The following is a 22,045-nucleotide window of genomic DNA, read 5'->3' on the forward strand; positions in this document are numbered from 1 at the left end:
GATGTCGAAGAAATCAACTTGGCTGGCCCGGCACAGCTCAGATTCCTCCGCAGTTCGGCGCATCGTCTGCTTCCCGCACGCGGGTGGTAGCGCCAGCTTCTTCCGGCCGTGGGTGAAACACCTGCCCCCCACCGTCGAGTTGCTGGCCGTGCAGTATCCCGGACGTGAGAACAGGTACGCCGAACCGTTGGTCGGCACGGTCGCCGAATGCGCGGCCGAGTCCGCGGAGGCGCTGCTCGCCGAACCCGCCCGTGAGACGGTGCTCTTCGGCCACAGCATGGGCGCGGCGATCGCTTACGAGACCATGCGCCTGCTCGAAGTGGCAGGCGCCGCCCACTTCACACGCCTCTGTGTGTCCGGAAGGCGCATCTCCGAATTCCCCGATCCGGCCGACGCCGTGCCCCGCACGGACACACAGATTCTGTCCGACATGGCAGAACTCGGCGGAACACAGGCCGAGGTGCTTGACGAGCCGGACCTGCGAGAGATGCTGCTGCCCATCATCCGCAACGACTACCTCCTCATCGATCGATATCGTCCGCCGAGGGACGCTGTACCGATCGGAGCGGATGTCCTCGCCTTGATCGGCGACAGGGATCCGCAGGTCGATGAGAGGCAGGTGAAGGCCTGGGCTTCGGTCACCACGGGTGCCTTCGAGTGGCGCGTCTTCTCCGGAGGGCATTTCTACCTCACGGATCATGCGCGGCGAGTGGTGGAGCTGGCGACAGCACCGTCACGGAACTCGGCATCACCGGGGAAGGTTCGCTGACCGTGACTGCGGGTGCGGGTGCGGGGAGCAGAAGTCGAGGACCCGGGATCAGACGAAGCACAAGGGAAACATCCCCGCGGGTGCGGGGATGTTCCTGACTGACATGGCTGCAGGAAGCGTTGTGGGAGGTCCACAGCCCGGATAGCCTCGCTTCTTGTCGTCAGCGGTGCCCCTCCGGTGGCCGGCCGGTGGCCGGACGCCTTTGGACGATGTAATACGAGGTATCACAGTCCAACCAGCCGCACGTGCTCTGATCAGGCAGAACGTCACTCAGCAGCACGACCAGGCACCACGCAACACGAATGCTCACGGTCTCGTAATGCGTAGGTCTCGGGTTCGAATCCCGAAGGCGGCTCTGTAGAAGCCCCAGGATTCTCACTCGCCGTGACCTGGGGCTTTTGCTTTTTTCGGGGCCGGTTAGGGCATGGCGAGGCGCACCGCTGGGACGCCATGGAGGGGCTTGCGTGAGCGATGCGTGAGCGGAACGGGTTCCACCAACTCCTCGGCCAAATCCCGGTTCTTCTCAGCGATCCGCGCCAACTCCGCCCCGTCCGCACCTGGTGCTCGCTCTCAACGGGGCCCGGTTCGTCCTTGCTGCCTATCTGTGATCCTTCCTGGCAGAGAACCCATCTCATGCCAACTCTGATCACGCCAGGCCAGACATGCAAATTTCAGAACAGTCCCAGACAAATCCTCCCATGTCGCCACGCGTTGTCAGTGGCGGGGGCTGCCGTTCCTTCTGTTGGTCTTGGTATGTCCAGGGATGGCAGAGGGGCGGCCTGTGTCCGAATCCGGCATGCAGCGGTTCTTTGACTCACGGCAGCGCCAGTTGATCTACGAGCAGGCCGAGGGTCTGTGCCAGCGCTGCGGCATACAGCTGGGCGCGAGCTGGCATGCCGATCACCGGATTCCCTGGGCCGAGGGCGGCCCGACCACCATCGAGAACGGGCAGGCCCTGTGCGAGGTCTGCAACCTGGAGAAGGGGCAGCAGATGCAGTACACGGACAACTTCGTCCCCCGCCCGTTCCAGCGGGAAGTCAGCACAGTTGTCTCCGGAGCCTCGGTTCCTCCGTCCTCGCTGTAGACCTTGGTCGCGGTGATGGTGCGCTCGGCGAAAGTACCGTTCGTCGCCCGGGAGTTACGGGTGAGTGAGAAGTCGGTCTACCCGTGGCGCCGTGCCTGGGCGTCGGGCGGGCGGAAAGCGCTGCGGTTCATCGTCTTGGAGATGTGGGTGCTCAGCCGGTCCCACACCACGATCAGCGGGGCCTTCAGTAGCTGGGCCGGTATGCCGACGCAGCCGGTAGCACAGGCGGGCGGGCAGGCCGGGCCGGTAGCCAGGTTGGCCGGGCTCCGCTTGATATGCGCCCACAGGCCCTCTACCGGGTTGAGCTCGGGCGCATACCCGGGCAGCAGGACCACCGTCAGCCAGTCCCGGCCGGCCATGGCCACGAGCGTCCGGCCGGCGCGTTCATCTGCTTCGAGGACGAAGCGGGCGTGACCGGCCGGCCGCCCAAGGGCCGCACCGCCCGCGCCCTCAGCGAGCTGGAGACTCTGCTCCGCAGGCGGCTCAAGGCTGTGCAGTACCGGCACAGCATCCTCGGCGGATTTCTCGCCGGGACGGGCCTCACTCTCGACAGACCGAACTGACCCTAAAACGCCGAAGTCAGTAAGCGCTGTACGACCGTGTTCGGCGCTTCCCGCGCACGAAGTCGGCCTCGTGGCCGGATGACCGGTTCTTCCTGGCAATATGGACGGGGCCAGGAACTGCTACACCTCCGCGACAGCCTCTCCCCGCGCAGAGACGCGGCCCATGGAAGGTGACGAGCAAAGGGCTGAGCCTGCCGAGTGCCGGAACAGCGACTGGTAGCAGAACCACGTACGTCTCCACCAGGAACAGCCTCCGGCTACCGGCGCGAGCCAGATCTCCGGCTCGGGCCGTACGTGTCACGACCGTGGAGCAGGCTCTGCCTCTGCGTCGGGGCGCCGTGACGAGTCGCGTCGGCGCGCCACCAGAGTGGTACCGGTGACCACCAGGCCGATCGCCACGACCTTCGCGGCCTGGTAGATCAGTGAAGGGCTAGAGCTGGACCGGCCCAGGAACCCCCACAGGAGCAGACCGAGTCCAGAGAGCATCAAGAGGAAGCCGCCGACCGGGCCCGCCCAGCTCCCAGGAGACGCCGCTAACTCGTGCTCCGTGCCAGGTTTTTCATGTTCATCAGCTGTCATGGCTCGCACATTAACAAGTTTCCGGTCCGCGGTCGTTTGGGGCGCGGGCCAGGACGCGCAGGCTGTGCACGAGGGACCTCGGCGGCCTGTCGTGCCCGCCACCTCATGGACCGGTGCGGGCGATCTGGTTAGGGGCGAGGCTTGGTGTTGTGTGAATGCCGAATTCGTGCCTCAGCGCGGAACGGGCAGCCAGGTAACCGGACATTCCGTGCACGCCAGGTCCTGGCGGTGTGGATGCGGAGCACAGGTACACGCCGCGGAGCGGCGTGCGGTAGGGATTCACACGGAGGGCTGGGCCGAGCACGCTCTGCTTCAGGGTCACAGCACCGCCGTTGATGTCCCCGCCGATGTAGTTGGGGTTGTAGGTCTCGTAGTCGCGGGCGCTGATACCGCGGCTGGCAATGACGGTGTCTCCGAAGCCGGGCGCGTAGTGCTCGATACGTGCCTGCACCATGGGCACGGGGTCCTGGGAGCTCCCGTTCGGTACGTGGGCGTAGGCCCACACCGGCCGCTTTCCGTCTCGAGCCCGAGTGGGGTCGGCCACGGCAGGGTCGACGACCAGGACGAAGGGCTCTGGTGCGGCGGCACCTGCGGCGGTGAGGCGTTCTTGGTGACGTATCTGTGCCTGCGTCCCGCCGAGGTGTACGGTGCCTGCCAGACCTACGTCAGGATCCTTCCAACGGATGGGAGCGTTGACGAGGAAGTCCACCTTGGCGGCTCCCGGGCTGTGGCGGAAGCGGGAGAGGCGGCGAGCGTAACGGGCAGGGAGCAACTCGCCGGCGGCTTGCAGAAGACCTTTCGGGGCGGTGTCGAACAGCACCACCTTCGTTCCCTGTAGTTGCCTCAGATCATCGATCTTGCATCCGGTGTGGAACGTGCCGCCGTGCGCGGCGATATCTGCGGCCACCTCGGCGATGCGGGTGCTGCCGCCTTCTGGAAGGGGCCAGCCGCTACCGTGGGCAAGGTGCCCCAGCAGGAGTGCGATCGCGCCCGAGGCAAGACTTGGCAGTCGTCCCACGGCGTGGGCCGCGACACCGGTCAGCAGGGCCTTGCCGGCTTCGGTTGTCAGAGTGCGCCTTCCCAACTGAGTGCCGAGCGTGAGAGTCCGCGTAGCGAACTTGACTGCGACGAGCAGGTCCTGCGGAATGGCGCGGTGGGGGGAAAGGGCGAGGTCGACCACGTCGCGGCTGCGCTCCAACAGTGGAGTCATCAAGCGCCGCCAGGGTTCGCCGTCTGCCCCCAGCTGAGCACAGGTTGTCTCCAGGTCGTGGTAAGCCAGGGCAGCCGCGCCGTCGGGTAGTGGGTGGGCGTAGCTGATCTCGGGCAGACATAAGCGCACTCCACGCGAGGCCAGATCGAACTCCCGGAAGAACCGCGACGCGGCTGCCATGGGGTGAACGGCCGCGCATACGTCGTGCGTGATGTCAGCGTCGAACAGTGACGTGCTGCGCAGACCCCCGCCGATCTCGTGGTGGCTTTCGAAGAGTTCCACTTGCAATCCGGCGCGTGCCATGACGACTGCAGCCGCCAGCCCGTTCGGACCCGTCCCCACGATCGCGACGTCCGCCTTCATCACCGGCTGTTCCCTTTCGTTGGCAAGTGCCGCCTCCAGGGTCGACCGACCCTACCCGACGGTTCGCCCAATAGGCGACACAAGCAAACATGAAACGTCACAGCTCAGCAAGATGCGGTGCCGAACACCTTCGTTCGTTTTGTCTTGGTCGCCCGGAAACACTCGGTTGGTGAATCACAGGGACCTCATAAATGTCACTTGTTTCGCGATCATGAGCACGCTAAGTTGACTGTCAGGAGCGAACACGACCAAAGGCTCTGACTTTCTAGATGTTGGGCTTTGTTTGCTCCGAACGGTTGCTATGCAGCTGACTCCAGCCCTGGACGCGGGGGACATCCCCGGTGATCAGTGGCGCTCTCATCCAGAGGCGCCGACGGGATCCGGGAACCGTGGGGGCTGTGGGCAATGACCGATAGAACGAAATGGGGAACAATGCAGAAGCGAACTGTCGGTGCCGTCATCGGTGCCGCTGTCGCGGGTACGTGCCTTGCACTGACCATGCAGGGCTCGGCCCAGGCCACGCCTGTGGCGCCGGTGGCCGAGAAGGCGGCCGTCAGCAAGGGTGAGGCCGTTGCGCCCAAGGCTGCCGCAAGCGCGGTCGGCCGGGCGGCCGCCCGGGCGGCCGTGCACGCCAGGGCCGCCGCGCCTTCCGTGGCCCACGCCGTGGGAGCGCTGACGGACAACCTGAGCCTCGGCGGTGTGTTCAGCGCGCCGGCCAAAATCTCCGGCGAGGTCTCCGGCGCGACCGCGTTCGATAGGTGACGGCGACTCGTCGCGTCCAGAGGGCGGTACTGCTTGCCGGTGCCGCCCTCCTGGGTGCCCACTTCTCCATTGCGGCCTTCTCTCAGACGCCGCTGAGTCCTGCCAAGGTGCAATTGGCGCCACTCCTGAACGCCTATCTCCAGCCGTACTTCTCGCAGAACTGGATGCTTTTCGCCCCGGATCCGGTGATGGTCGACCAGGGAATCATCGCGCGGGGCCGCTGCAGCGACGGTGATGTCACGAAGTACTACGACGTGACGGGCCCATCCATCCAGAGGGTCCAGAACGACAGGTTCTTTCCCTCGCGAATGTCCCGGGTGGTCAGCAACGGCATCCAACAGTACAACTCGACCGACGACCTCCTGAGGCGCCTCCGCGAGCAGAAAGAAAAAGGGAAGGCGAAGAAGTCGGGAAAGAATCCCATTCCGCTGCTGCCGTACGAGAAGCGCACGCGCAATCAAGCGGTGAACTACCTCTCAAGGTATGCGCTGACTCAGATGACTCAGGCGTGCACGGACGGTCGTAGTCTCCAAGCAGTGCAGGTCCGGATGTACGTCCGGTCTCTCCCGCCTTGGTCGCAGAGGGACAACCCCCACGCACGCGACAAGGTCGACGCCTACGAATTTCCATGGAAGAAAGCTGCTGATCTGCAGTGAAACTATTAGACAAGATCGACACCTGGGCCAGCCGTCCTGTCGCGGTCCTGGGTGTGTCGGGAACCCGTGCGTTACTGGGGTTCGTCGGCCTCATGTTTTATGTCAGCCAGTACGGGGACCGGCGCTACCTCTTCGGCCCCGGAAACGACGCACTGCTGCCCTACCACCTCTTCCTCGACGAGTTGAAGGACTCAGGAAGTTTTAGTGTCTACGCGTGGAGCAACTCGCCGGTCGCGTTCGAAGTGTTGTTCCACCTCGGACTGATCGCTGCTTTGGCTGTCACGCTGGGTATCGGGGGCCGTCCCGTCCTGGCGGTGCACGCCGTATTTCTGTGGTCGCTCTACCAGCGGCAGTCCGCGCTGATGGACGGCGGCGACAACCTCATGCAGCTCGTCGTCCCGATGCTGCTTTTCACGCGCTGCTATGATCATTTCTCCTTGCGCTCTCCTCTGGGGCAACGGGTGATACAGCGCATACCCAAGGCCCTTCGAGCTGTCGGTGTCCCACTGCACAACCTGGGCGTCACCGCGATCGCGGTGCAGATGTGCCTGGTCTACATGGTCAGCGGGCTTTACAAAGTGCAGGGACAAGCGTGGCAGGACGGAACCGCGCTCTTCTACATCATGCGGGTACCAGAATTCGAACTCCCCGGCATTTCGGAGTTCGTGTACAACAACGACCTGTTGGTGTACCTCGGCACCTACGCAACTGTCATCTTTCTCGTCTACTTTCCCGTGGGAGTCCTGGTACGGGCCCTGCGCCCATGGGCGGCCGCCGCATCCATCGGTTTCCACATCTCCATCGGCTTCTTCATGGGGCTCACTGGATTCGCACTGACGATGATCGCGTGTGACCTCGTCTTCCTGTCGCCGGAACTGTCCCGCGCACTGCAGGCAGCCCAAAAGCTGAGCGCACGCCGCAAGAAGAAAGCAGCGGCGGACGGGACTGGAAGCAGTGCGGCACATAATCGCGAACCGGTAGCGGCCGCTTCCGCCGACTGAAAGGCTCTCCGTGCGACGCCCTCCCACCTGCGTCATCGGCAGTCACCTCGATGCTCCTCGTGTGACCGGCGGGCATGATCCCGACGCGTACGTGGAGCTGGGCTCGTTCACCAAGGTCCTGACCGGAACCGTGCTTGCCGTGCTTGCCGAGAAGCGCGTTGTTTCCCTCGACGACCCGGTCGAACGGTGGCTGAGCGCGCCGGCAGGTACCGGTGTCACCCTTCGACACCTCGCCGACCACACCTCCGGCCTTCCGCGGCTGCCTCCTGACACGGGCCTGTTCAACCCGTACAGGGACTTCACGCAGACTCAGCTCGAACAGTTCGTGGGTCGTCTCGACAGCTTGGTCACCGCAAGCCCGGGCGAGCGCGAGGAGTATTCCAACTTCGGGTACGCCGTGCTTGGCGCTGCACTCATGTCGGCTGCCGGCCAGGACTACGAGGAACTGGTCGGCGATCACGTGCTCGTGCCTCTCGGCTTGCCCGCGGCGGCGGTGACCGCCAGACCACCCGCGGACCAGCGTCTGTTGGCGTCGAGCTGGTTCGGCCGCCCCGTGAAGCCATGGGACTTGACCGGAGCCATCCTGCCCGCGGGTGGCATGTGGGCCAGCACGCGTACAGCCGCCCGCCTGCTCACCGGACTGCTCGTCGACAAGACCCTCGGTGAGCCAGCGCTCACCTGGCGCCGGGTCGGGGATTTGCCGCTGACCTACCACAACGGTGCCACCCGAAAATCCAGGGTCTTCGCTGGAGCGTTGCCCGACGGCCGCTGGGTGGTCGTTCACCGCCTCTCCGGATCCATCAAGGACACGGATGCGGCGGGAGTAGGCGAACTTCGCGCATTTGCCCAGGAAAGCGGATGAAGCAGCGGCTTCCACGGTGCTGCAACCGAACGGCTGTGGTGCGCGGGTCAGTCTGCGTGAGCGATGCGTGAGCGGATGGCGCGGCACAAGCCATCCCGGGCCGGATGCGGCAACGTGCCGCGCGGCGCTGATCTGTGGAAACAGCACCGTGCGGCACAAGTCGGCGAACCGGACGAGGATGTCGTTCTGGCGGTCACCGTTCAACCCCGTGCCTATCCAGGGGCATCAAACGAAGAACCGCAGGTCAGGAATCTGACCTGCGGTTTCTCTGGTTCTGGGATGGTGACTGCCACCCGGGTGACCGGGCGCGCGGGTGACCGGGCGCGCGGGTGGGATCAGGCCTTTGCCTCGACCGTCTCGGGGGTCGAGTCCTGGGTGGGTTCGGCCTGCGGGCGGGCGGCGGTGGGGCGGACCGGGATGAGGAAGGCGACGATCGCGGCGGCGATGCCGACACAGGAGCCGATCAGCATGGCGACACGGAAGCCGCTCTCGGACGGCAGGGAGACCGGGCCGAACTTCGTGGTCATCTGGGCCAGGACCACGGCCATCACGGCGGCCGAGACGGAGCTGCCGATCGAACGCATCAGCGTGTTGAAGCTGTTGGCCGAGGCGGTCTCGGACTGGGGCACCGCGCCCATGATGAGCGCGGGCATCGCGCCGTAGGCGAAACCGACGCCCGTGTTGCAGACGATGGTCACCGCGAGCAGGCCCCAGGGGGAGCCGTTGCCGATGAGCGGCAGCGACAGGCCGTAGCCGAGGGCGATGGTCAGGGCGCCGACGGACAGGGTGATGCGCGGGCCCTTGGCGGCGGAGAGCTTGGCGCCGATCGGGGACATGATCATCATCATGAGGCCGGCCGGGGCCATCCACAGACCCATGGCCAGCATCGACTCGCCCAGGCCGTAGCCGGTCTCCTTGGGCAGCTGCAACAGCTGGGGGATCACGAGGGACTGGGAGTACATCGCGAAGCCGACCAGGATCGAGGCGGCGTTCGTCATCAGCACCTGCGGACGGGCGGTCACCCGCAGGTCGACCAGCGGCTCGGCGCTTCGCAGCTCCCACCAGCCCCAGGCCAGCAGCAGGACGATCGCGGCGGCGAGCAGGCCGAGCGTGGTGCCGCTGCCCCAACCCCAGTCCGCACCCTTGGAGACGCCGAGAAGCAGGCAGACCAACGCGATGCCCAGGCCGATCGCGCCGAGCAGGTCGAAGCTGCCCGAGGCGGTGCTCTCACGGCCCGCGGGCACGAAGAACCAGATCAGCGTGGCGACCGCGAGGGTCAGCGCGGCGACGACCCAGAACAGCACGCGCCAGCTGGCGTTCTCGGCGATCGCCGCGGAGAACGGCAGGCCGAGCGCGCCGCCCACACCCATGGACGCGCTCATCATCGCGATGGACGAGCCGAGCTTCTCCGCCGGTACGACGTCACGCAGCAGGCTGATGCCGAGGGGCACCACGCCCATGCCGAGGCCCTGCAGACCGCGTCCGGCGATCATCGGGACGACCGAGGAGGACAGGGCGCAGACCACAGAGCCCAGGATGAGCGGGACCAGGGAGGCCAGAAGCATGCGCTTCTTGCCGTACATGTCACCGAGGCGGCCGGCGACGGGGGTGATCACGGCCGCCGCGAGCAGCGTGGCGGTGACGACCCAGGAGGCGTTCGAGGCGGTGGTGTCGAAGAGGGCCGGGAGTTCCCCGATCAGTGGCACCACCAGTGTCTGGGTGATCGCGGCCACGATGCCGCCGAAGGCGAGGATGCCGACAACACCGCCGGAGCGGGCTGCGGGCTGGGAACTGTCCACGGGTACTCCCTGTTGCTCTTCCGGGCTTGTTGCTGTGCTGCGCGTCCGGGCCGGCTGGGTCTCCGGGCCGGCTGCTTCTCCGGGCCTGCTGTGTCGCCGGATCACGGTGAGTCGCGGGCAAGGCGCCCACGAGTTGCATGCTGCACGTGATGTGCATCATGCACGTCTGATGCATCATACATATCGCGGTGGTATACCTGGCGGGAGGTAGCTTTCCTGTAGGGGAAGCGAGCCGGGAGCCGAAGGATGCCTCGCGTGGACAAGCCACTTGACCTGCTGGAATTCGAGACCATGCTGCTCGGGCGCCACATGCACATGATCAACCCGCGGGGGCGCGGGATGAGTGAGGAGCGGCTGGACCGCAGCGCGTACGTTCTGCTCAGCCGGATTCAGGTGCAAGGCCCTATGTCCATCGGTGAGCTCCGAGAGGCCTTCGGCCTGGACGCGTCCACCCTCAACCGGCAGACCGCCGCGATGCTGCGGGCCGGGGTCGTCGAGCGCATGCCCGACCCCGAGGGGGGCATCGCCCGCAAGTTCGCCATCACCGCGGAGGGCAGGCGCCGACTGGACGCCCACCGCGCCGAGAACCTGGACGGTCTGGAGAAGATCATGACCGACTGGGATCCCGAGGAGGTGGCCGAGTTCGCCGCCTATCTCAGCCGTTTCAACCGTGACATCGAGCGCCTCGACGGGCGTCCCTGGCCGCGCAGTTGAGCAGGTGAAGGGGAGGGCGGGGGAGTCGGGCGGGCCGGTTCTCCGGCCCACTCCGGTGTGGTTCGGAACAGCGCGATGAGAGCCGCGGCGGCGAGCACCGTCCCGAAGGTTCGGCGGCTGGGCGCGCCGGAGGTCGAGGCGCCGACCCGGGTGCCTGCCTGGAGGTGTTGTTCGGATCACCCCGGTCCGTGATGCCAGGCACGGCACCTTGCCGCGTTGTCGTATCACCCGAGTACGCCCAGTACGCGGGTAGTGCTCCGCCTTGCGGCGCGCCGCACCATGACCTGCACCACGCGCCGCACCACGCGCCGCACCACGCCCCACACCACGCGCCGCGGCCTGATCCGAGGCGATCCGAGCGACTCCCCCTGGACGTCGGCTGAGGCGTCGACCCAGGTGGTGTGCGCGTTGCTGGTCACGCGTCAGTCGCTTTGCCAAGTCGCGTCGCTGGTCACGCGTCAGTCGCTTTGCCAAGTCGCGTTGCCAGTCGCATTGTCAGTCGCTTTGCCGGTTCTTGCGTTCCCTTAGGGAAGGAGCCCCCGCCGAGCCCCCGCCTTCCGCTCGGCGCCAACTCCCCCGTCCCCTTTGTTGGTTGATCTTTCACCCCGGGGACACCCGGCACCGCTTGAGCGCTCAACGAGTCACGTGAGGGTGATCTGGGCATGCCAATGAAACCGCTTGCCCCACCCCTCTCGCGGTCCCTCAGGAGGACGCAGTGCAGAAGAGCTCGCGCGTACGCAGGGCCTCTCTCATCCTCGGCAGCGCCGTCGCGCTGGTCGTCGCCTTCCCCAGCAGCGCGCTCGCCGCCCCGCCCAAGGCCCTGCCCGCCAACGCGGACGACTTGGAGAAGACCTGGCAGCCGGCGTACGACTACGACACGGACGGCTGTTATCCCACGCCCGCCATCGGCCCCGACGGGACGATCAACGGCGGCCTCAAGCCGTCGGGTTCACCCAGCGGCGAGTGCCACGACACCTCGGATCTCGACAACACCAACGGCTACTCGCGCGAGAAGTGCAACAACGGCTGGTGCGTGATCCTCTACGGCCTCTACTTCGAGAAGGACCAGGCCACGATCGGCGGGCACCGCAAGGACTGGGAGCACGTGGCGGTCTGGGTGCAGAACAACCAGGCCAAGTACGTCTCCACGTCCGCGCACGGCGACTTCAACGTCTACAGCGCCGACCAGGTCCTGTGGGACGGCACCCACCCCAAGATCATCTACCACAAGGACGGTCTGAGCACCCACGACTTCCGGCTCGCGAACTCGGGCGACGAGCCGCCGGAGAACGGCTACCACACCTGGCAGTACCCGGCCCTGGTCGGCTGGAACGGCTACCCGGCGGGTCTGCGCGACAAGCTGAGCGCCTATGACTTCGGCAGCGCCAACTTCGGCCTCAAGGACGCCAACTTCGCCGCCCATCTCACGAAGGCCATGCCGGCGGGCATCTCGTTCGACCCCAACGCCTGACCGATCGGGGTGCGTGCCACGGTGAGGCCCGAGTGCGTCGACGAGCTCGAAGCGGCGCTGCGGAAGATGTTCACCGCGATCGAGGCCGCGCGGCCCCAGGGCGTGCGCTACGCCTCGTACCGGCTCCCCGGCGGAGTCACCTACCTCGCGGAACTGGAGATCGCGGACGGGATCGAGAATCCGCTTTCCGCGATCCAGGAGTTCCGTGAGTTCCAGGCGGGCCTGAAGGACTGGCCGGCCGCCCCGCCGTCCGCCGAGCGTTTCGAGGTGCGGGGCACGTACGCCGCCTGAGGCCGCGCGGGTGTGCGTCCGGTAAGAGCCGACGGGGGTCGGTGAGGGCCGACACGAGTCGGTAAGAGTCGGTGAGAGTTGACGAGACTCCGGGCGCGCACCCCGTGCCGTGGCCCCCGCGCGAGTAGGGTCCCGAGCAGGTTCGCCCCTGACGGGGCGGAAGGCAGGGGCGGGAAGGGGGCCGGGGGTGCGTACGTCCCGTACGGCCGGCGGCGGGTACTCCGGTACGCCGCTCGCCAAGAAGATCGGCGTCAAGGCCGGGCAGCGGGTACGGCTGGTGCACCGGCCCGAGGGGTGGGAGATCCCCGGGCTGCCGGATGGGTGTGCCGTGTCCGTGGGCGACGGGGCCGCGGGTGCCGATGTCGCCGTCGTCTTCCATCGGTCGTTGGGGGAACTGGTCGCCGAGGCTCCGGCGCTGGTGGACGGACTCGCCGATCACGCGATGCTCTGGATCGCCTGGCCCCGCAAGGCGGCCGGGCACCGCAGCGACATCACCGAGAACGCCCTGCGTGAGATCTTCCTGCCGCTCGGGGTGGTCGACGTGAAGGTGGCCGCGCTGGGGGAGGACTGGTCGGGACTGAAGTTCGTACGGCGCAAAGAGCTTCGTACGGCGCAAAATGCTTCGTATGACGTGAGTAAATGCGGAGAGCGCGAGGAAACGCGGCGTACCTGAGGGAGCCCCAGGGTTAACAGCTAGCATCGCGGGCAGAGTTGTCGGCCTGGGATGGAGTGGTGTCGTGTCGGAAGGGCCTCGGATCGCCGTTGCCGTCGTGACCATGGGGAACCGGCCCGACGAGGTCGACGCGCTGCTCACCTCGGTGGCCAAGCAGGACGTCGCGCCCGCGCGGATCGTGATCGTGGGGAACGGGTGTCCCCTGCCCGAGTTCGCCGAGCGGCTGGGACTGCCCGGTGAGGTGACCGGCATCGAGGTCGACGAGAACCTCGGCTGCCCGGGCGGCCGCAACGTGGGCCTCGCCCGGCTCAGGGAGTTCGCGGACGTGGACGTCGTCGTCGAACTGGACGACGACGGACTCCTGGTCGACGCGGATGTGCTGCGCAAGGTGCGGGACCTGTACGCCGCCGATCCGCACCTGGGCATCGTCGGCTTCCGTATCGCCGACGAGAACGGGGAGACCCAGCGCCGGCACGTGCCCAGGGTCGGGGCCAAGGACCCGATGCGGGGCGGTCCGGTCACCGGGTTCCTCGGCGGCGGACACGCGTTGTCCATGCCGATGCTCGACCGGATCGGGGACTGGCCCGCCGAGTTCTTCTTCGCGCACGAGGAGACGGACATGGCCTGGCGGGCCATCGACGACGGGTGGACCGTGCTCTACGAGCCCGAACTGCTGCTCCAGCACCCCAAGACCTCGCCCGCCCGGCACGCCATCTACTACCGGGTCACCGCCCGCAACCGGGTCTGGCTCACCCGTCGCAGGCTGCCTCTCCCGCTCATCCCCGTGCACCTGGGAATCTGGATGCTGCTGACGCTCGCACGGACGCGGTCGCTCGGCGGATTGCGGGCCTGGTTCGGCGGCTTCGCGGAAGGGCTGCGGCAGTCGGGCGGCGAGCGGCGGCCGATGCGGTGGCGGACGGTGTGGCGGCTCACGCGGCTGGGACGCCCGCCCGTCATCTGATGAACGCGGGCCGGTCGCACGCCTCTGCCCGTGTGCCGGTCGCACGCCTCTGCCCATGTACGGGTCGCACGCCTCCGCCCGTGTGCGGGACGGCAGAAGCGGACGAGGGCCCCGGTCGCTCACCTCCGACGACCGGGGCCCTCTCTGTCCCCGGATCCGGCCACGGCGGCGACACTCCCCCGAGTTACGCGTTGTACGCGCGCACCGTCGGGCCAGATCCGATGCAGTGATCTCATCAGCCCGCGCCAACGGATCGCTAACATGTCGCCAACGGGTTTCCATCCGGAAACCCGGAAACCGGAAGTCGGTCGGCGTGAAGTCGTCGCAAGAAGGCGCGAAGTCGCCATGGGTGTGGTCGGTACCGGTCTGAACCGGTCGGGTCGGTCGCACGGGAAGGCAGTGGGGCGGGCTATGCGGTACGGGCTGCGGTTCGGGCTGCTGGGGCCACCGGTGTTGTACGACGCCGACGGCGAGGTCCGTTCGATCGGCGGCGGCAAGATGCGCGCCCTGCTGGTCGCATTGCTCCTGGAGCCGGGCCGGGTCGTCTCGGTGGACGCGCTCAAGGACGCGCTGTGGGGCGGGGCGCCGCCCGCGTCGGCGCAGGCCTCGTTGCAGAACCACGTCACTCGGCTGCGGCGGCTCCTGGACGATCCGGAGCGGCTGCGGGCCATGCCGCCCGGGTATCTCCTGCGGGTCGGCGAGGGCGAGTTGGACGTGCGCGTCTTCGAGTCCCACGTCACGGCCGCCCGCGCCGCGCACGCCGGGCGCGACTGGGAGCGGGCGCTGCGCGAGGCCCTGGCGGCGCTCGCGTTGTGGCGGGGCACACCGCTCGGCGGGGTCCCGCCCGAACTCGGCGGACACGCGCTCGTCCAGCGCCTGGAGGAGGCACGACTGCTCGTCCTGGAGTGGCGGTACGAGGCCGAGTTGCGGCTTGCGGGGCCGGGTGCCGGGGGTGCCGGTACCGGCGGTGCGGGCGCGGGTACCGGTGGAGTCGGGCGAGCCGAGGGTGCCGGGGTCGGCTGGGTTTTCGGAGACATCGGGGACATCGGGGACGCCGGGGTCTCCGCCGACGCAAAAGCAACGGAAGTCACCGGTGCCCCCCACACCTTCAGCGCCCCCAATATCTCCGGCGCCCCCGGCACCACCCGACTCGCCGCCCTCGCACCCGAGTTGTCCGCGCTTGTCGCCGAGTATCCCCTGCGCGAGGCCTTCCACCGGCTGCTGATGCTCGTACTGCACCGCACCGGACGTCAGGCCGAGGCCCTGGCCGTCCACCGCGATCTACGGACCCGCCTCGTCGAGGAACTCGGTGTCGAGCCCGGGCCCGCGGTGCGCGCGGCGCATCTGGAGATCCTGCGTGAGCGGGCGGGGGAGGGCGACGAGTCCGCACACGACCCGAACGGGAACGGGTTCGAGGACGGAGGCCGTACGGAGCGGGCCGCCCCGGCCGAATCGGCCCCGCCCCGGCCCGCCCAACTCCCGCCCCCGCCCGGACACTTCACCGGCCGCACCGACGTACGCCGGGAACTGAACGTGGCCCTCGACACGGCCCGGCATCCCAGGCCTCCCGCTCCGGCCGTCGCCGTCATCAGCGGGATGGCCGGAGTCGGCAAGAGCGCCCTGGCGCTGCATGTGGCACACGGCCTGCGGGAACGTTTCCCCGACGGTCAGCTGTACGTCAACCTGCACGGGGCCACGCCCGGAATGACCCCCCTCACCCCCGGCCAGGCGCTCGCCGCGCTGCTGCGCGACCTCGGTGCCGAGCCGCGCCGTATCCCCGAACACCCGGACGCCGCCGCCGCGTTGCTCCGCTCGATGCTGGCTCCGACGCGCACCCTGATGGTGCTCGACGACGCCGCGCACGCCGCGCAGGTGCGGCCGCTGCTGCCCGCGGGCGCGGGGTGCGCGGTGATCGTGACGAGCCGTTCGCCGCTCACCGCGCTGGACGGCGTGCGGCGCTTCCCGCTCGCGCCGCTCTCGGTCGAGGACAGCGCGGCGCTGCTGCGCGCGGTGTCCGGGCGGGTGGACGGCCTCGACAGCGCGCACCCCCTCGTCGAACTCACCGGCCGGCTCCCGCTCGCCCTGCGCGTGGTCGCGGCCCGTCTCGCCGCGCGCCGCGCGCTCACGCCGGACGTCCTCGCCGGTCAACTGACCGCCACCGAGGGGCGGTTGCATCATCTGGAGTACGACGATCTGAGCGTCCGCAGATCCCTGGCCGTCGCGCTCGACGCGCTGCGTGCCTCGGAGCGGGAGGCCGACCAGGACGCGGCGCTCGTGCTGAGCGGCATCGGCGCGCTCGACCTCCCCGTGTACGGGGCGCCTCTGCTCGCCCGGCTCTCCGGCATCGCCGAGTTCCGTGCCGAGGCCGCCCTCGACCGCCTCGTCGACGTCGCGCTCCTGGAGGAGACGGCGTACGGCCGCTACGCACCCCACGACCTCGTCCGCGACTTCGCCCGGGAGATCGCGGGCGCGACGGACGGGGAGTCCGGAGACGGGGGCGCGGGCATCTGCGTGTCCGAGCGGGCGTTGCGCTGGTACGCCGGTGTCGCCGCCCGCTCCCTCGAAGCGATCGTCGAGCCGGGCCTCGACCGCGAGGACCGCAGCCGGCCGACCGCCGCGCAGCCGGCCGCGCACACGGTGGACGCCGCGGCCACGCCGCCGTTCTGCACCGCCAGGGACGCCTTCGCCTGGGGCGACCTGGAACTGGAGAACGTGGTGGCGCTGGTGGAGCGGTACGCGGACGCATCCGCGTACGTTCCCGTGCTGGTGCGACTGCTCAACCCCTACCTCCAGCGCAGCGGCCGGGTCCCGGAGTCGGAGGTGCTCCTGCGGGCCGCGCTGGGCGCGGCGCGGCGGCTCGGGGACGAGGCCGCGCAGGCGTACGCGCTCGGGGACCTCGCGGGGCTGCACTTCATGACCGGCCGCGCGAGCGAGGCGCTCACGTTGAACGACGAGGCGCTGGCGATCTGGCGGCGGCTCGGGGTGCTGTCGTGGATCCGGCGCGGTCTGAACAACCGCGGCATGCTCCTCGAGGGGCTGGGCCGCCACGCCGAGTCCAGCGAGGCGCTGCTGCAGAGCCTCGAACTCTCCCGGGAGCTGGGCGACCCGCACACCGAGGCCATCACCTACAGCCACCTCGGCAATCTGTACGAGCACACGGACGCCCGTGCTGCCATCGAGCACCACAAGCGCAGCCTGGCCATCGGCGACGCGATGGATGACGTGATCATCCGGCACTCCGCGCACTGCAACATCGGCTACGCCCACCTGACGCTCGGCGAACCGGCCGCCGCCGTACCGCACTTCGAGGAGAGCCTGCGCATCCTCGGCGGTCACGGCGACTGGCACGGGGAGTCGCAGACGCGGCTAGGGCTGGTGCGCGCCCTGCGCGGGGTGGGGCATGTCGAACGGGCCGCGCGCGAGTGCGATCTGCTGCTGTGCCGCGCCGACCAGCGCGCCGACCGGTACACCGGCGGGCTCGCCCGGCATCAGCTGGGGCTGCTGCTGCACGCGCAGGGGGACGCCGGAGGGGCGTACGAGCTGTGGAAGTCGGCGCTCGCGGCGCTGGACGGGACGGACAGCTCGGTGGTGGGAGCGCTGAAGGAACTCCTGGAGGAGGAGTAGGCCGGCCGGAGGAGCCGGTCGCCCGGCCGGGGAGGTCGCCTGGCGCAGGAGTCGGGTCGCCTGGCCGAGGAGCGGGCCACGTCCTGGTCACTTCGCGTCCGCGTAGCACTCCACCACCGCCGTCGTGAACGGGAAGCGGACCGGGGTCTCGCCGAACGTCAGCCGTCCCGCCAGCTCCGCGGCCTCCCGGATCGCGGCCACGACCGCGTCCGCCTCCTCGGCCGGACAGTGCACGATCACCTCGTCGTGCTGGAAGAAGACCAGCTCGGCGGCGAGGTCCGCGCAGGTGCGCCGGAGGGCGGCGAGCAGCAGCAGCGCCCAGTCGGCGGCGCTGCCCTGGACGACGAAGTTGCGTGCGAAGCGGCCGCGGGCGCGGGAGTTGGAGGAGGCGTAACCCGGCACCCAGCCCTGGTCTCCGAGGGCCTCGGCGGGTTCGTCCTGAGGGAGGCCTGCCTCCTCCGACGCGGCGTCGGAGGCGCCGGCCGCCGGGGGACTCGTCCGCCCCAGCCACGTCCGTACGAGCCGGCCCTCTTCGCCGGCCTGCGCCGCGTCGTCCACGTAGGCGACGGCCCGGGGGAAGCGTCTTCTCAGCGCGGCCAGGTTCTTCAGGCCGTCGCCGGACGTCTGTCCGTACACCGCGCCGAGCACGGCGAGTTTGGCCTGTGCCCGGTCGCCGGCGAACGCCCGGTCCGACACCGACTGGTACAGGTCGCTCTCCCGGCCCGCGACCTCCATCAGGCCGGGGTCGCGCGAGATCGCGGCCAGCACCCGCGGCTCCATCTGGTCGGCGTCGGCCACCACGAGCCGCCAGCCCGGGTCGGCGACGACGGCACGTCGGATCACCTTGGGGATCTGCAGGGCGCCCCCGCCGTTGGTCACCCAGCGGCCGGTGACGGTCCCGCCGGGCAGGTACTCGGGCCGGAAGCGTCCGTCGCGCACCCAGTCCTGGAGCCAGGACCAGCCGTGCGCCACCCAGATCCGGTACAGCTTCTTGTACTCGAGCAGCGGTTTCACGGCAGGATGCTCGATGGTCTCGATCTCCCACCGCCGGGTGGACTTGATCTTGATCCCGGCCTGGGCGAAGGCCTTGATGACGTCGGCGGGGAGGTCGGGGCGGACGCGTCTGCCGAAGGCGGCCGACACCTCGTCCGTGAGCTCGGCGAGGCGTCTGGGCTCGCCGCCGCCCACGTACCGCTCGCCGAGCAGTTCGTGCAGCACCTCGCGGTGGACGTCCGCGCGCCACGGCAGCCCGGTGCGGTTCATCTCGGCCGCCACCAGCATGCCCGCGGACTCGGCCGTCGTCAGCAGGTGCATGCGCTCCGGGTGCGCGGTCGTGCCGTGCCGGCGGCGCTGATCGGCGTACACCGACAGGAGGTCTTCCAGGGGTACGCGGACCGGGCGCGGCTCGAAGAGGGACGACTGCGAGCCGGGCTCGGCGGAGCGCTGCGGGGGATCCGGCGGCACGGGGCCGCCGCGCAGCCTTGCCAGCGCGGCGGCCGCCGACCGGGGTTCGCCGAGCCGGCCCTCGTGGCCGAGCAGCAGTGTCTCGGCGGCCTCGATGTCGTAACACCGCTCCACTCGCACCCCCGCGGCGAGCAGACGCGGATAGACCTCGGCCGTGGACCGCCAGACCCACCGGACCACGTCGGGGCGCCCCCGCACGGCCTCGACCAGGTCCGCCTCCCTGTGCACCGGTCCCGCGGGCAGCCCGTCGGGGCCGAGGGGGGCGATCTCCGCACCACCGTCCTCGGCCGGCCCGAGAGCCCACCGGTCGCTCATGGTTCCGAGTCTCGCAGGAGGGTCTGACAACGGCCGCGGACGCGGCGTCCTACTGATCCTTCTGGTCCTTCTGGTCCTTCTGATCCGGCTCGTCCGTCTGATCCGACTGGTCCTTCTGCTGTCCCGCCACCGTGATGAGCTCCAGCACGCGCGCGAGGTAGGCCTCCGCCGCTGTCTTGTCGATGCCGAGGTCGCTGAGGACGCCGTTGCCGTTCTCGTACTCCAGGAGGGCCAGGAGGATGTGTTCGGTGCCGATGTAGTTGTGGCCGAGGCGGAGGGCCTCGCGGAAGGTGAGTTCCAGGGCCTTCTTCGCGGCGGGGCCGTACGGGATGAGCTCCGGGACCTCGTCGGCCGCCGGCGGGAGCGCCGCGGTCGCGGCCTCGCGGACGGCGTCCAGGGTCACGCCCTGCGCGGTGATCGCCTTCGCGGCGAGCCCCTCGGGCTCGGAGAGGAGGCCGAGGACGAGGTGCTCGGTGAGTCCCTCCGCGTTGCCCGCGGCCTTCGCCTCGTTGTGCGCGGCCATGACCGTGTTCCGGGCGCGGGGGGTGTAGCGGCCGAAGCCCTGGCTGGGGTCGAGGTCCGACTCGGCCTTGGGGACGAAGCGCTTCTGCGCCGCCTGCCGGGTGACCCCCATGCTCTTGCCGATGTCCGTCCAGGACGCGCCCGAACGCCGGGCCTGGTCCACGAAGTGGCCGATCAGGTGGTCGGCCACGTCACCGAGGTGGTCCGCCGCGATCACCGCGTCCTGGAGCTGGTCGAGGGCGTCGGTGTGGGCCTTCTTGATGGCCTCGATGAGGTCGTCGAGACGTACGGATGCCTTGCCGGGTGGGTTCGTCGTCATGTGTCAACCGTAGGTTGACAGGCAGAGGGTGTCAACCCGGAGTTGACACCCTCTGTGTCCGCGTCCACGCTTCCTTGTCCACAGGGTGTGGACGGCCCGGTTCGGCGGGCGTGACACGATCGACGCATGAGCAGTACGCCCAGCACCGTGGAGCGCGCCTTCGAGGCCGCGCTCTACGCCGACAGCGACGCGGCCCTCGACACGGGCGCCTCGCTGCTCGCCGCCGACCCCGCCTCCGACGCCGAACTCGCCCGCCGCGGCGAGGAGTTCGTCGCCGCGGCCTGGCGCCGCGGCTGGCAGCCCGCCGACGTCGTACGGGTCGTGCGGCGCGAACTGGACGACGTACACCTGCAGCTGGTGTCGGAGCTGGTGCGCGCGGAGGCCGACCGGGACCGGCGGCCTCGGGGCCCGCGCTGGGCGGCGCAGCTCGAAGAGCTCGACGCCCGCGCCCCGCGCACCGACCGCTTCTCGCTCGCGACCGCCGCGCTGGAGCTGTACCGGCTGCTGCTCCGCCTCCCCAACCTCGAGCCCCTCGACGCGCAGGGGGCGCACGGCACGACACGGCACCCGGCCGCCCCGCAGGACTCCCGCATGCTCACCCGTATCCGGGCGCTGCTCGCCAAGGCCGAGGCGACCGGATTCCCGGAGGAGGCTGAGGCGCTGAGCGCCAAGGCCCAGGAGCTGATGGCCCGGCACAGCATCGACGAGGCGCTGCTCGCGGCCCGTACGCACGCCAAGGACGCGCCCGGCGCCTGCCGCATCGGTGTCGAGCCGCCGTACGAGACGGCCAAGGCGGTACTGCTGGACGCGGTGGCGGACACGAACCGCTGCCGCGCCGTGTGGAACGAGTCGCTCGGATTCTCGACCGTCGTCGGCTTCGAACCCGACCTGGAGGCCGTCGAACTCCTCTACACCTCGCTGCTCGTGCAGGCCACGGCCGCGATGACGAAGGCGGAGGCGGCCCAGCGGGCCGGGGGAAGGAAGCGTACGAAGAGCTTCCGGCAGTCGTTCCTGGCCGCGTACGCGCACCGGATCGGCGACCGGCTGGCGGCCGCCGCCGAGGGGGCCGAGGGAGAGGTCGCGTCGGAGGCCCCGGCGGGGGAGTTGCTGCCCGTCCTGGCCGCCCGTGACGTGGCGGTCAACGACCACATGGAGCGGATGTTCCCGGACACCGTCACCACCCGGCTGCGCGGGGTCAACGACGCGGCCGGGTGGCAGGAAGGGGCCGCGGCGGCGGACCGCGCCCAGGTCAGGGCGCGCCCGCCGCTTCGCTGACGCCTGGCTTCGGCCGGTCGGCCGGTCGGCTGAGCGTCTGTCGGCTTCGGCCGGTCGGCTCGGCTGCGCGCTTTCCGGCTTCGGCCGGTCGGCCGAGCGCCTTCTGGCTTCCGTTGCACGGCCGAGCGGCTCCCGGATTCCGCCGGACGGCCGAGCGACTCCCGGCTCGCGCCGGGAGGCGCTCAGTCGCCCGCGGGCTGGAACGAGCTCACGGAGGCGTTCGGGTCGTTCGGGCCGGTCTTGCCCGCGAGGGGGCCGTACGACCACTTGAAGCTCTGGGTGGTGGCGGCACCGGGCAGACCGATCTTCAGCGTGGTCGCGGCGAGGCTCTTCCCGTCGCCCGCCGTGCCCCGTACGTAGGTGATCGTGAAGGAGGCGGTGCCGCTCGCCGCCAGCGTCTGCTTCGGCGGAGTCGCGGACTTCTCCTCGGGTACGTCCGTACTCGTGCCCCCGTCCTGCACCTTGACGGTGGGGAAGCCCTGGAGGGTGCACTCGGCGCCCTTGTTGGTGAGCGTGACGGGCACGTTGCCGGTGTCGCCGGCGGCCGGGGCGGCGTTGGCGGGGCCGACCTGGATGCCGATCTGGTCGATCTTGCAGGCCGTGGAGGCGGCGGCGGAGGAGGCTGTCGAGGCCTTCTTCTTGCCGCCGGCACTGTCGCTGCTGCTGCCGCCGCTGTCGCAGGCGGTCAGGGTGAGTGCCGCCGCGGTGGCGACGACGGCGATCGGAAGGGCGCGCATGGGTTTCCCCCTGGGTTCGTGAAGGTGCTCA

The 22,045-nt window shown here is 69.3% G+C and carries 20 protein-coding genes; 13 read left to right on the forward strand and 7 right to left on the reverse strand.

Translation table 11 applies throughout. The features are described from left to right. The first annotated feature begins 1 nt into the window (after window position 1). Both ACFZDJ_RS10645 and ACFZDJ_RS10650 read left to right on the forward strand, forming a co-directional pair. Entirely contained in the window at window positions 2-769 is a 768-nt protein-coding gene (locus ACFZDJ_RS10645) for an alpha/beta fold hydrolase (RefSeq protein WP_391057720.1), read from the forward strand. A 796-nt stretch (window positions 770-1,565) separates the two neighbouring features. Beyond that, window positions 1,566-1,853: an HNH endonuclease gene (locus ACFZDJ_RS10650; protein WP_391057724.1), complete on the forward strand. Its 288-nt coding sequence runs from the start codon at window positions 1,566-1,568 to the stop codon at window positions 1,851-1,853. Window positions 1,854-1,930: 77 nt separating this feature from the next. On the opposite strand, the gene ACFZDJ_RS10655 is transcribed toward ACFZDJ_RS10650, so the two are convergent. Both ACFZDJ_RS10655 and ACFZDJ_RS10660 read right to left on the reverse strand, forming a co-directional pair. Continuing rightward, a complete protein-coding gene (locus ACFZDJ_RS10655) occupies window positions 1,931-2,359 on the reverse strand; it encodes a transposase (protein WP_391057727.1) in 429 nt (142 codons plus the stop codon). A 739-nt stretch (window positions 2,360-3,098) separates the two neighbouring features. Further along, window positions 3,099-4,568, reverse strand: coding sequence for an NAD(P)-binding protein (locus ACFZDJ_RS10660; protein WP_391057729.1), 1,470 nt, complete (start codon window positions 4,566-4,568; stop codon window positions 3,099-3,101). A gap of 432 nt (window positions 4,569-5,000) precedes the next feature. Here ACFZDJ_RS10660 and ACFZDJ_RS10665 point away from each other — a divergent pair, with 432 nt between their 5' ends. The 4 genes from ACFZDJ_RS10665 (at window position 5,001) to ACFZDJ_RS10680 (ending at window position 7,849) form a co-directional block, all read left to right on the forward strand. Next, on the forward strand, window positions 5,001-5,330 hold the full coding sequence (locus tag ACFZDJ_RS10665) for a hypothetical protein (RefSeq protein WP_390934293.1): 330 nt from the start codon (window positions 5,001-5,003) through the stop codon (window positions 5,328-5,330). After that, complete coding sequence (locus tag ACFZDJ_RS10670; RefSeq protein WP_391057731.1) at window positions 5,327-5,986, forward strand: DUF5819 family protein; 660 nt, start codon at window positions 5,327-5,329, stop codon at window positions 5,984-5,986. The genes ACFZDJ_RS10665 and ACFZDJ_RS10670 overlap by 4 nt, the downstream gene beginning before the upstream one ends. Next, complete coding sequence (locus ACFZDJ_RS10675) at window positions 5,983-6,987, forward strand: HTTM domain-containing protein (RefSeq protein ID WP_391057734.1); 1,005 nt, start codon at window positions 5,983-5,985, stop codon at window positions 6,985-6,987. Before ACFZDJ_RS10670 ends, ACFZDJ_RS10675 begins: the two co-directional genes overlap by 4 nt. 61 nt (window positions 6,988-7,048) lie before the next feature. After that, complete coding sequence (locus tag ACFZDJ_RS10680; protein WP_390934296.1) at window positions 7,049-7,849, forward strand: serine hydrolase; 801 nt, start codon at window positions 7,049-7,051, stop codon at window positions 7,847-7,849. A gap of 335 nt (window positions 7,850-8,184) precedes the next feature. Here the strand turns inward: ACFZDJ_RS10680 and ACFZDJ_RS10685 are convergent, their stop codons facing one another. Further along, a complete protein-coding gene (locus ACFZDJ_RS10685; RefSeq protein WP_390934297.1) occupies window positions 8,185-9,648 on the reverse strand; it encodes an MFS transporter in 1,464 nt (487 codons plus the stop codon). Between the two features lie 255 nt (window positions 9,649-9,903). Between ACFZDJ_RS10685 and ACFZDJ_RS10690 the strand changes: the two genes are divergently transcribed. Beyond that, window positions 9,904-10,362 carry a MarR family winged helix-turn-helix transcriptional regulator gene (locus ACFZDJ_RS10690; protein ID WP_385373595.1) on the forward strand — a complete coding sequence of 153 codons (459 nt, stop codon included), beginning with the start codon at window positions 9,904-9,906 and terminating at the stop codon, window positions 10,360-10,362. A 224-nt stretch (window positions 10,363-10,586) separates the two neighbouring features. On the opposite strand, the gene ACFZDJ_RS10695 is transcribed toward ACFZDJ_RS10690, so the two are convergent. Next, complete coding sequence (locus ACFZDJ_RS10695; RefSeq protein ID WP_390934298.1) at window positions 10,587-10,781, reverse strand: hypothetical protein; 195 nt, start codon at window positions 10,779-10,781, stop codon at window positions 10,587-10,589. Between the two features lie 296 nt (window positions 10,782-11,077). Between ACFZDJ_RS10695 and ACFZDJ_RS10700 the strand changes: the two genes are divergently transcribed. From ACFZDJ_RS10700 to ACFZDJ_RS10720, 5 genes are all read left to right on the forward strand, one after another. After that, window positions 11,078-11,833, forward strand: coding sequence for an NPP1 family protein (locus tag ACFZDJ_RS10700; RefSeq protein WP_391057738.1), 756 nt, complete (start codon window positions 11,078-11,080; stop codon window positions 11,831-11,833). 21 nt (window positions 11,834-11,854) lie between these two features. Next, entirely contained in the window at window positions 11,855-12,124 is a 270-nt protein-coding gene (locus tag ACFZDJ_RS10705; protein WP_391057741.1) for a hypothetical protein, read from the forward strand. Window positions 12,125-12,311: 187 nt separating this feature from the next. Continuing rightward, entirely contained in the window at window positions 12,312-12,797 is a 486-nt protein-coding gene (locus ACFZDJ_RS10710; protein ID WP_390934300.1) for a DUF3052 domain-containing protein, read from the forward strand. A 64-nt stretch (window positions 12,798-12,861) separates the two neighbouring features. Then, window positions 12,862-13,758, forward strand: coding sequence for a glycosyltransferase (locus tag ACFZDJ_RS10715; RefSeq protein ID WP_391057744.1), 897 nt, complete (start codon window positions 12,862-12,864; stop codon window positions 13,756-13,758). 411 nt (window positions 13,759-14,169) lie between these two features. After that, window positions 14,170-17,382 carry a BTAD domain-containing putative transcriptional regulator gene (locus ACFZDJ_RS10720; protein WP_391057748.1) on the forward strand — a complete coding sequence of 1,071 codons (3,213 nt, stop codon included), beginning with the start codon at window positions 14,170-14,172 and terminating at the stop codon, window positions 17,380-17,382. Between the two features lie 87 nt (window positions 17,383-17,469). Here the strand turns inward: ACFZDJ_RS10720 and ACFZDJ_RS10725 are convergent, their stop codons facing one another. Then, window positions 17,470-19,161 carry a bifunctional 3'-5' exonuclease/DNA polymerase gene (locus tag ACFZDJ_RS10725; RefSeq protein ID WP_391057751.1) on the reverse strand — a complete coding sequence of 564 codons (1,692 nt, stop codon included), beginning with the start codon at window positions 19,159-19,161 and terminating at the stop codon, window positions 17,470-17,472. 49 nt (window positions 19,162-19,210) lie between these two features. Next, window positions 19,211-20,002, reverse strand: coding sequence for a Clp protease N-terminal domain-containing protein (locus tag ACFZDJ_RS10730; protein ID WP_391057754.1), 792 nt, complete (start codon window positions 20,000-20,002; stop codon window positions 19,211-19,213). Window positions 20,003-20,128: 126 nt separating this feature from the next. On the opposite strand from ACFZDJ_RS10730, the gene ACFZDJ_RS10735 reads away from it, so the two are divergent. Continuing rightward, window positions 20,129-21,277, forward strand: coding sequence for a DUF2786 domain-containing protein (locus tag ACFZDJ_RS10735; RefSeq protein ID WP_391057756.1), 1,149 nt, complete (start codon window positions 20,129-20,131; stop codon window positions 21,275-21,277). 182 nt (window positions 21,278-21,459) lie between these two features. Here the strand turns inward: ACFZDJ_RS10735 and ACFZDJ_RS10740 are convergent, their stop codons facing one another. After that, window positions 21,460-22,014 carry a DUF4232 domain-containing protein gene (locus ACFZDJ_RS10740; RefSeq protein WP_391057758.1) on the reverse strand — a complete coding sequence of 185 codons (555 nt, stop codon included), beginning with the start codon at window positions 22,012-22,014 and terminating at the stop codon, window positions 21,460-21,462. Window positions 22,015-22,045 lie beyond the last annotated feature (31 nt).

Origin of the sequence: Streptomyces sp. NPDC007896 (assembly GCF_042959425.1) — a bacterium.
Lineage (GTDB): Bacteria > Actinomycetota > Actinomycetes > Streptomycetales > Streptomycetaceae > Streptomyces.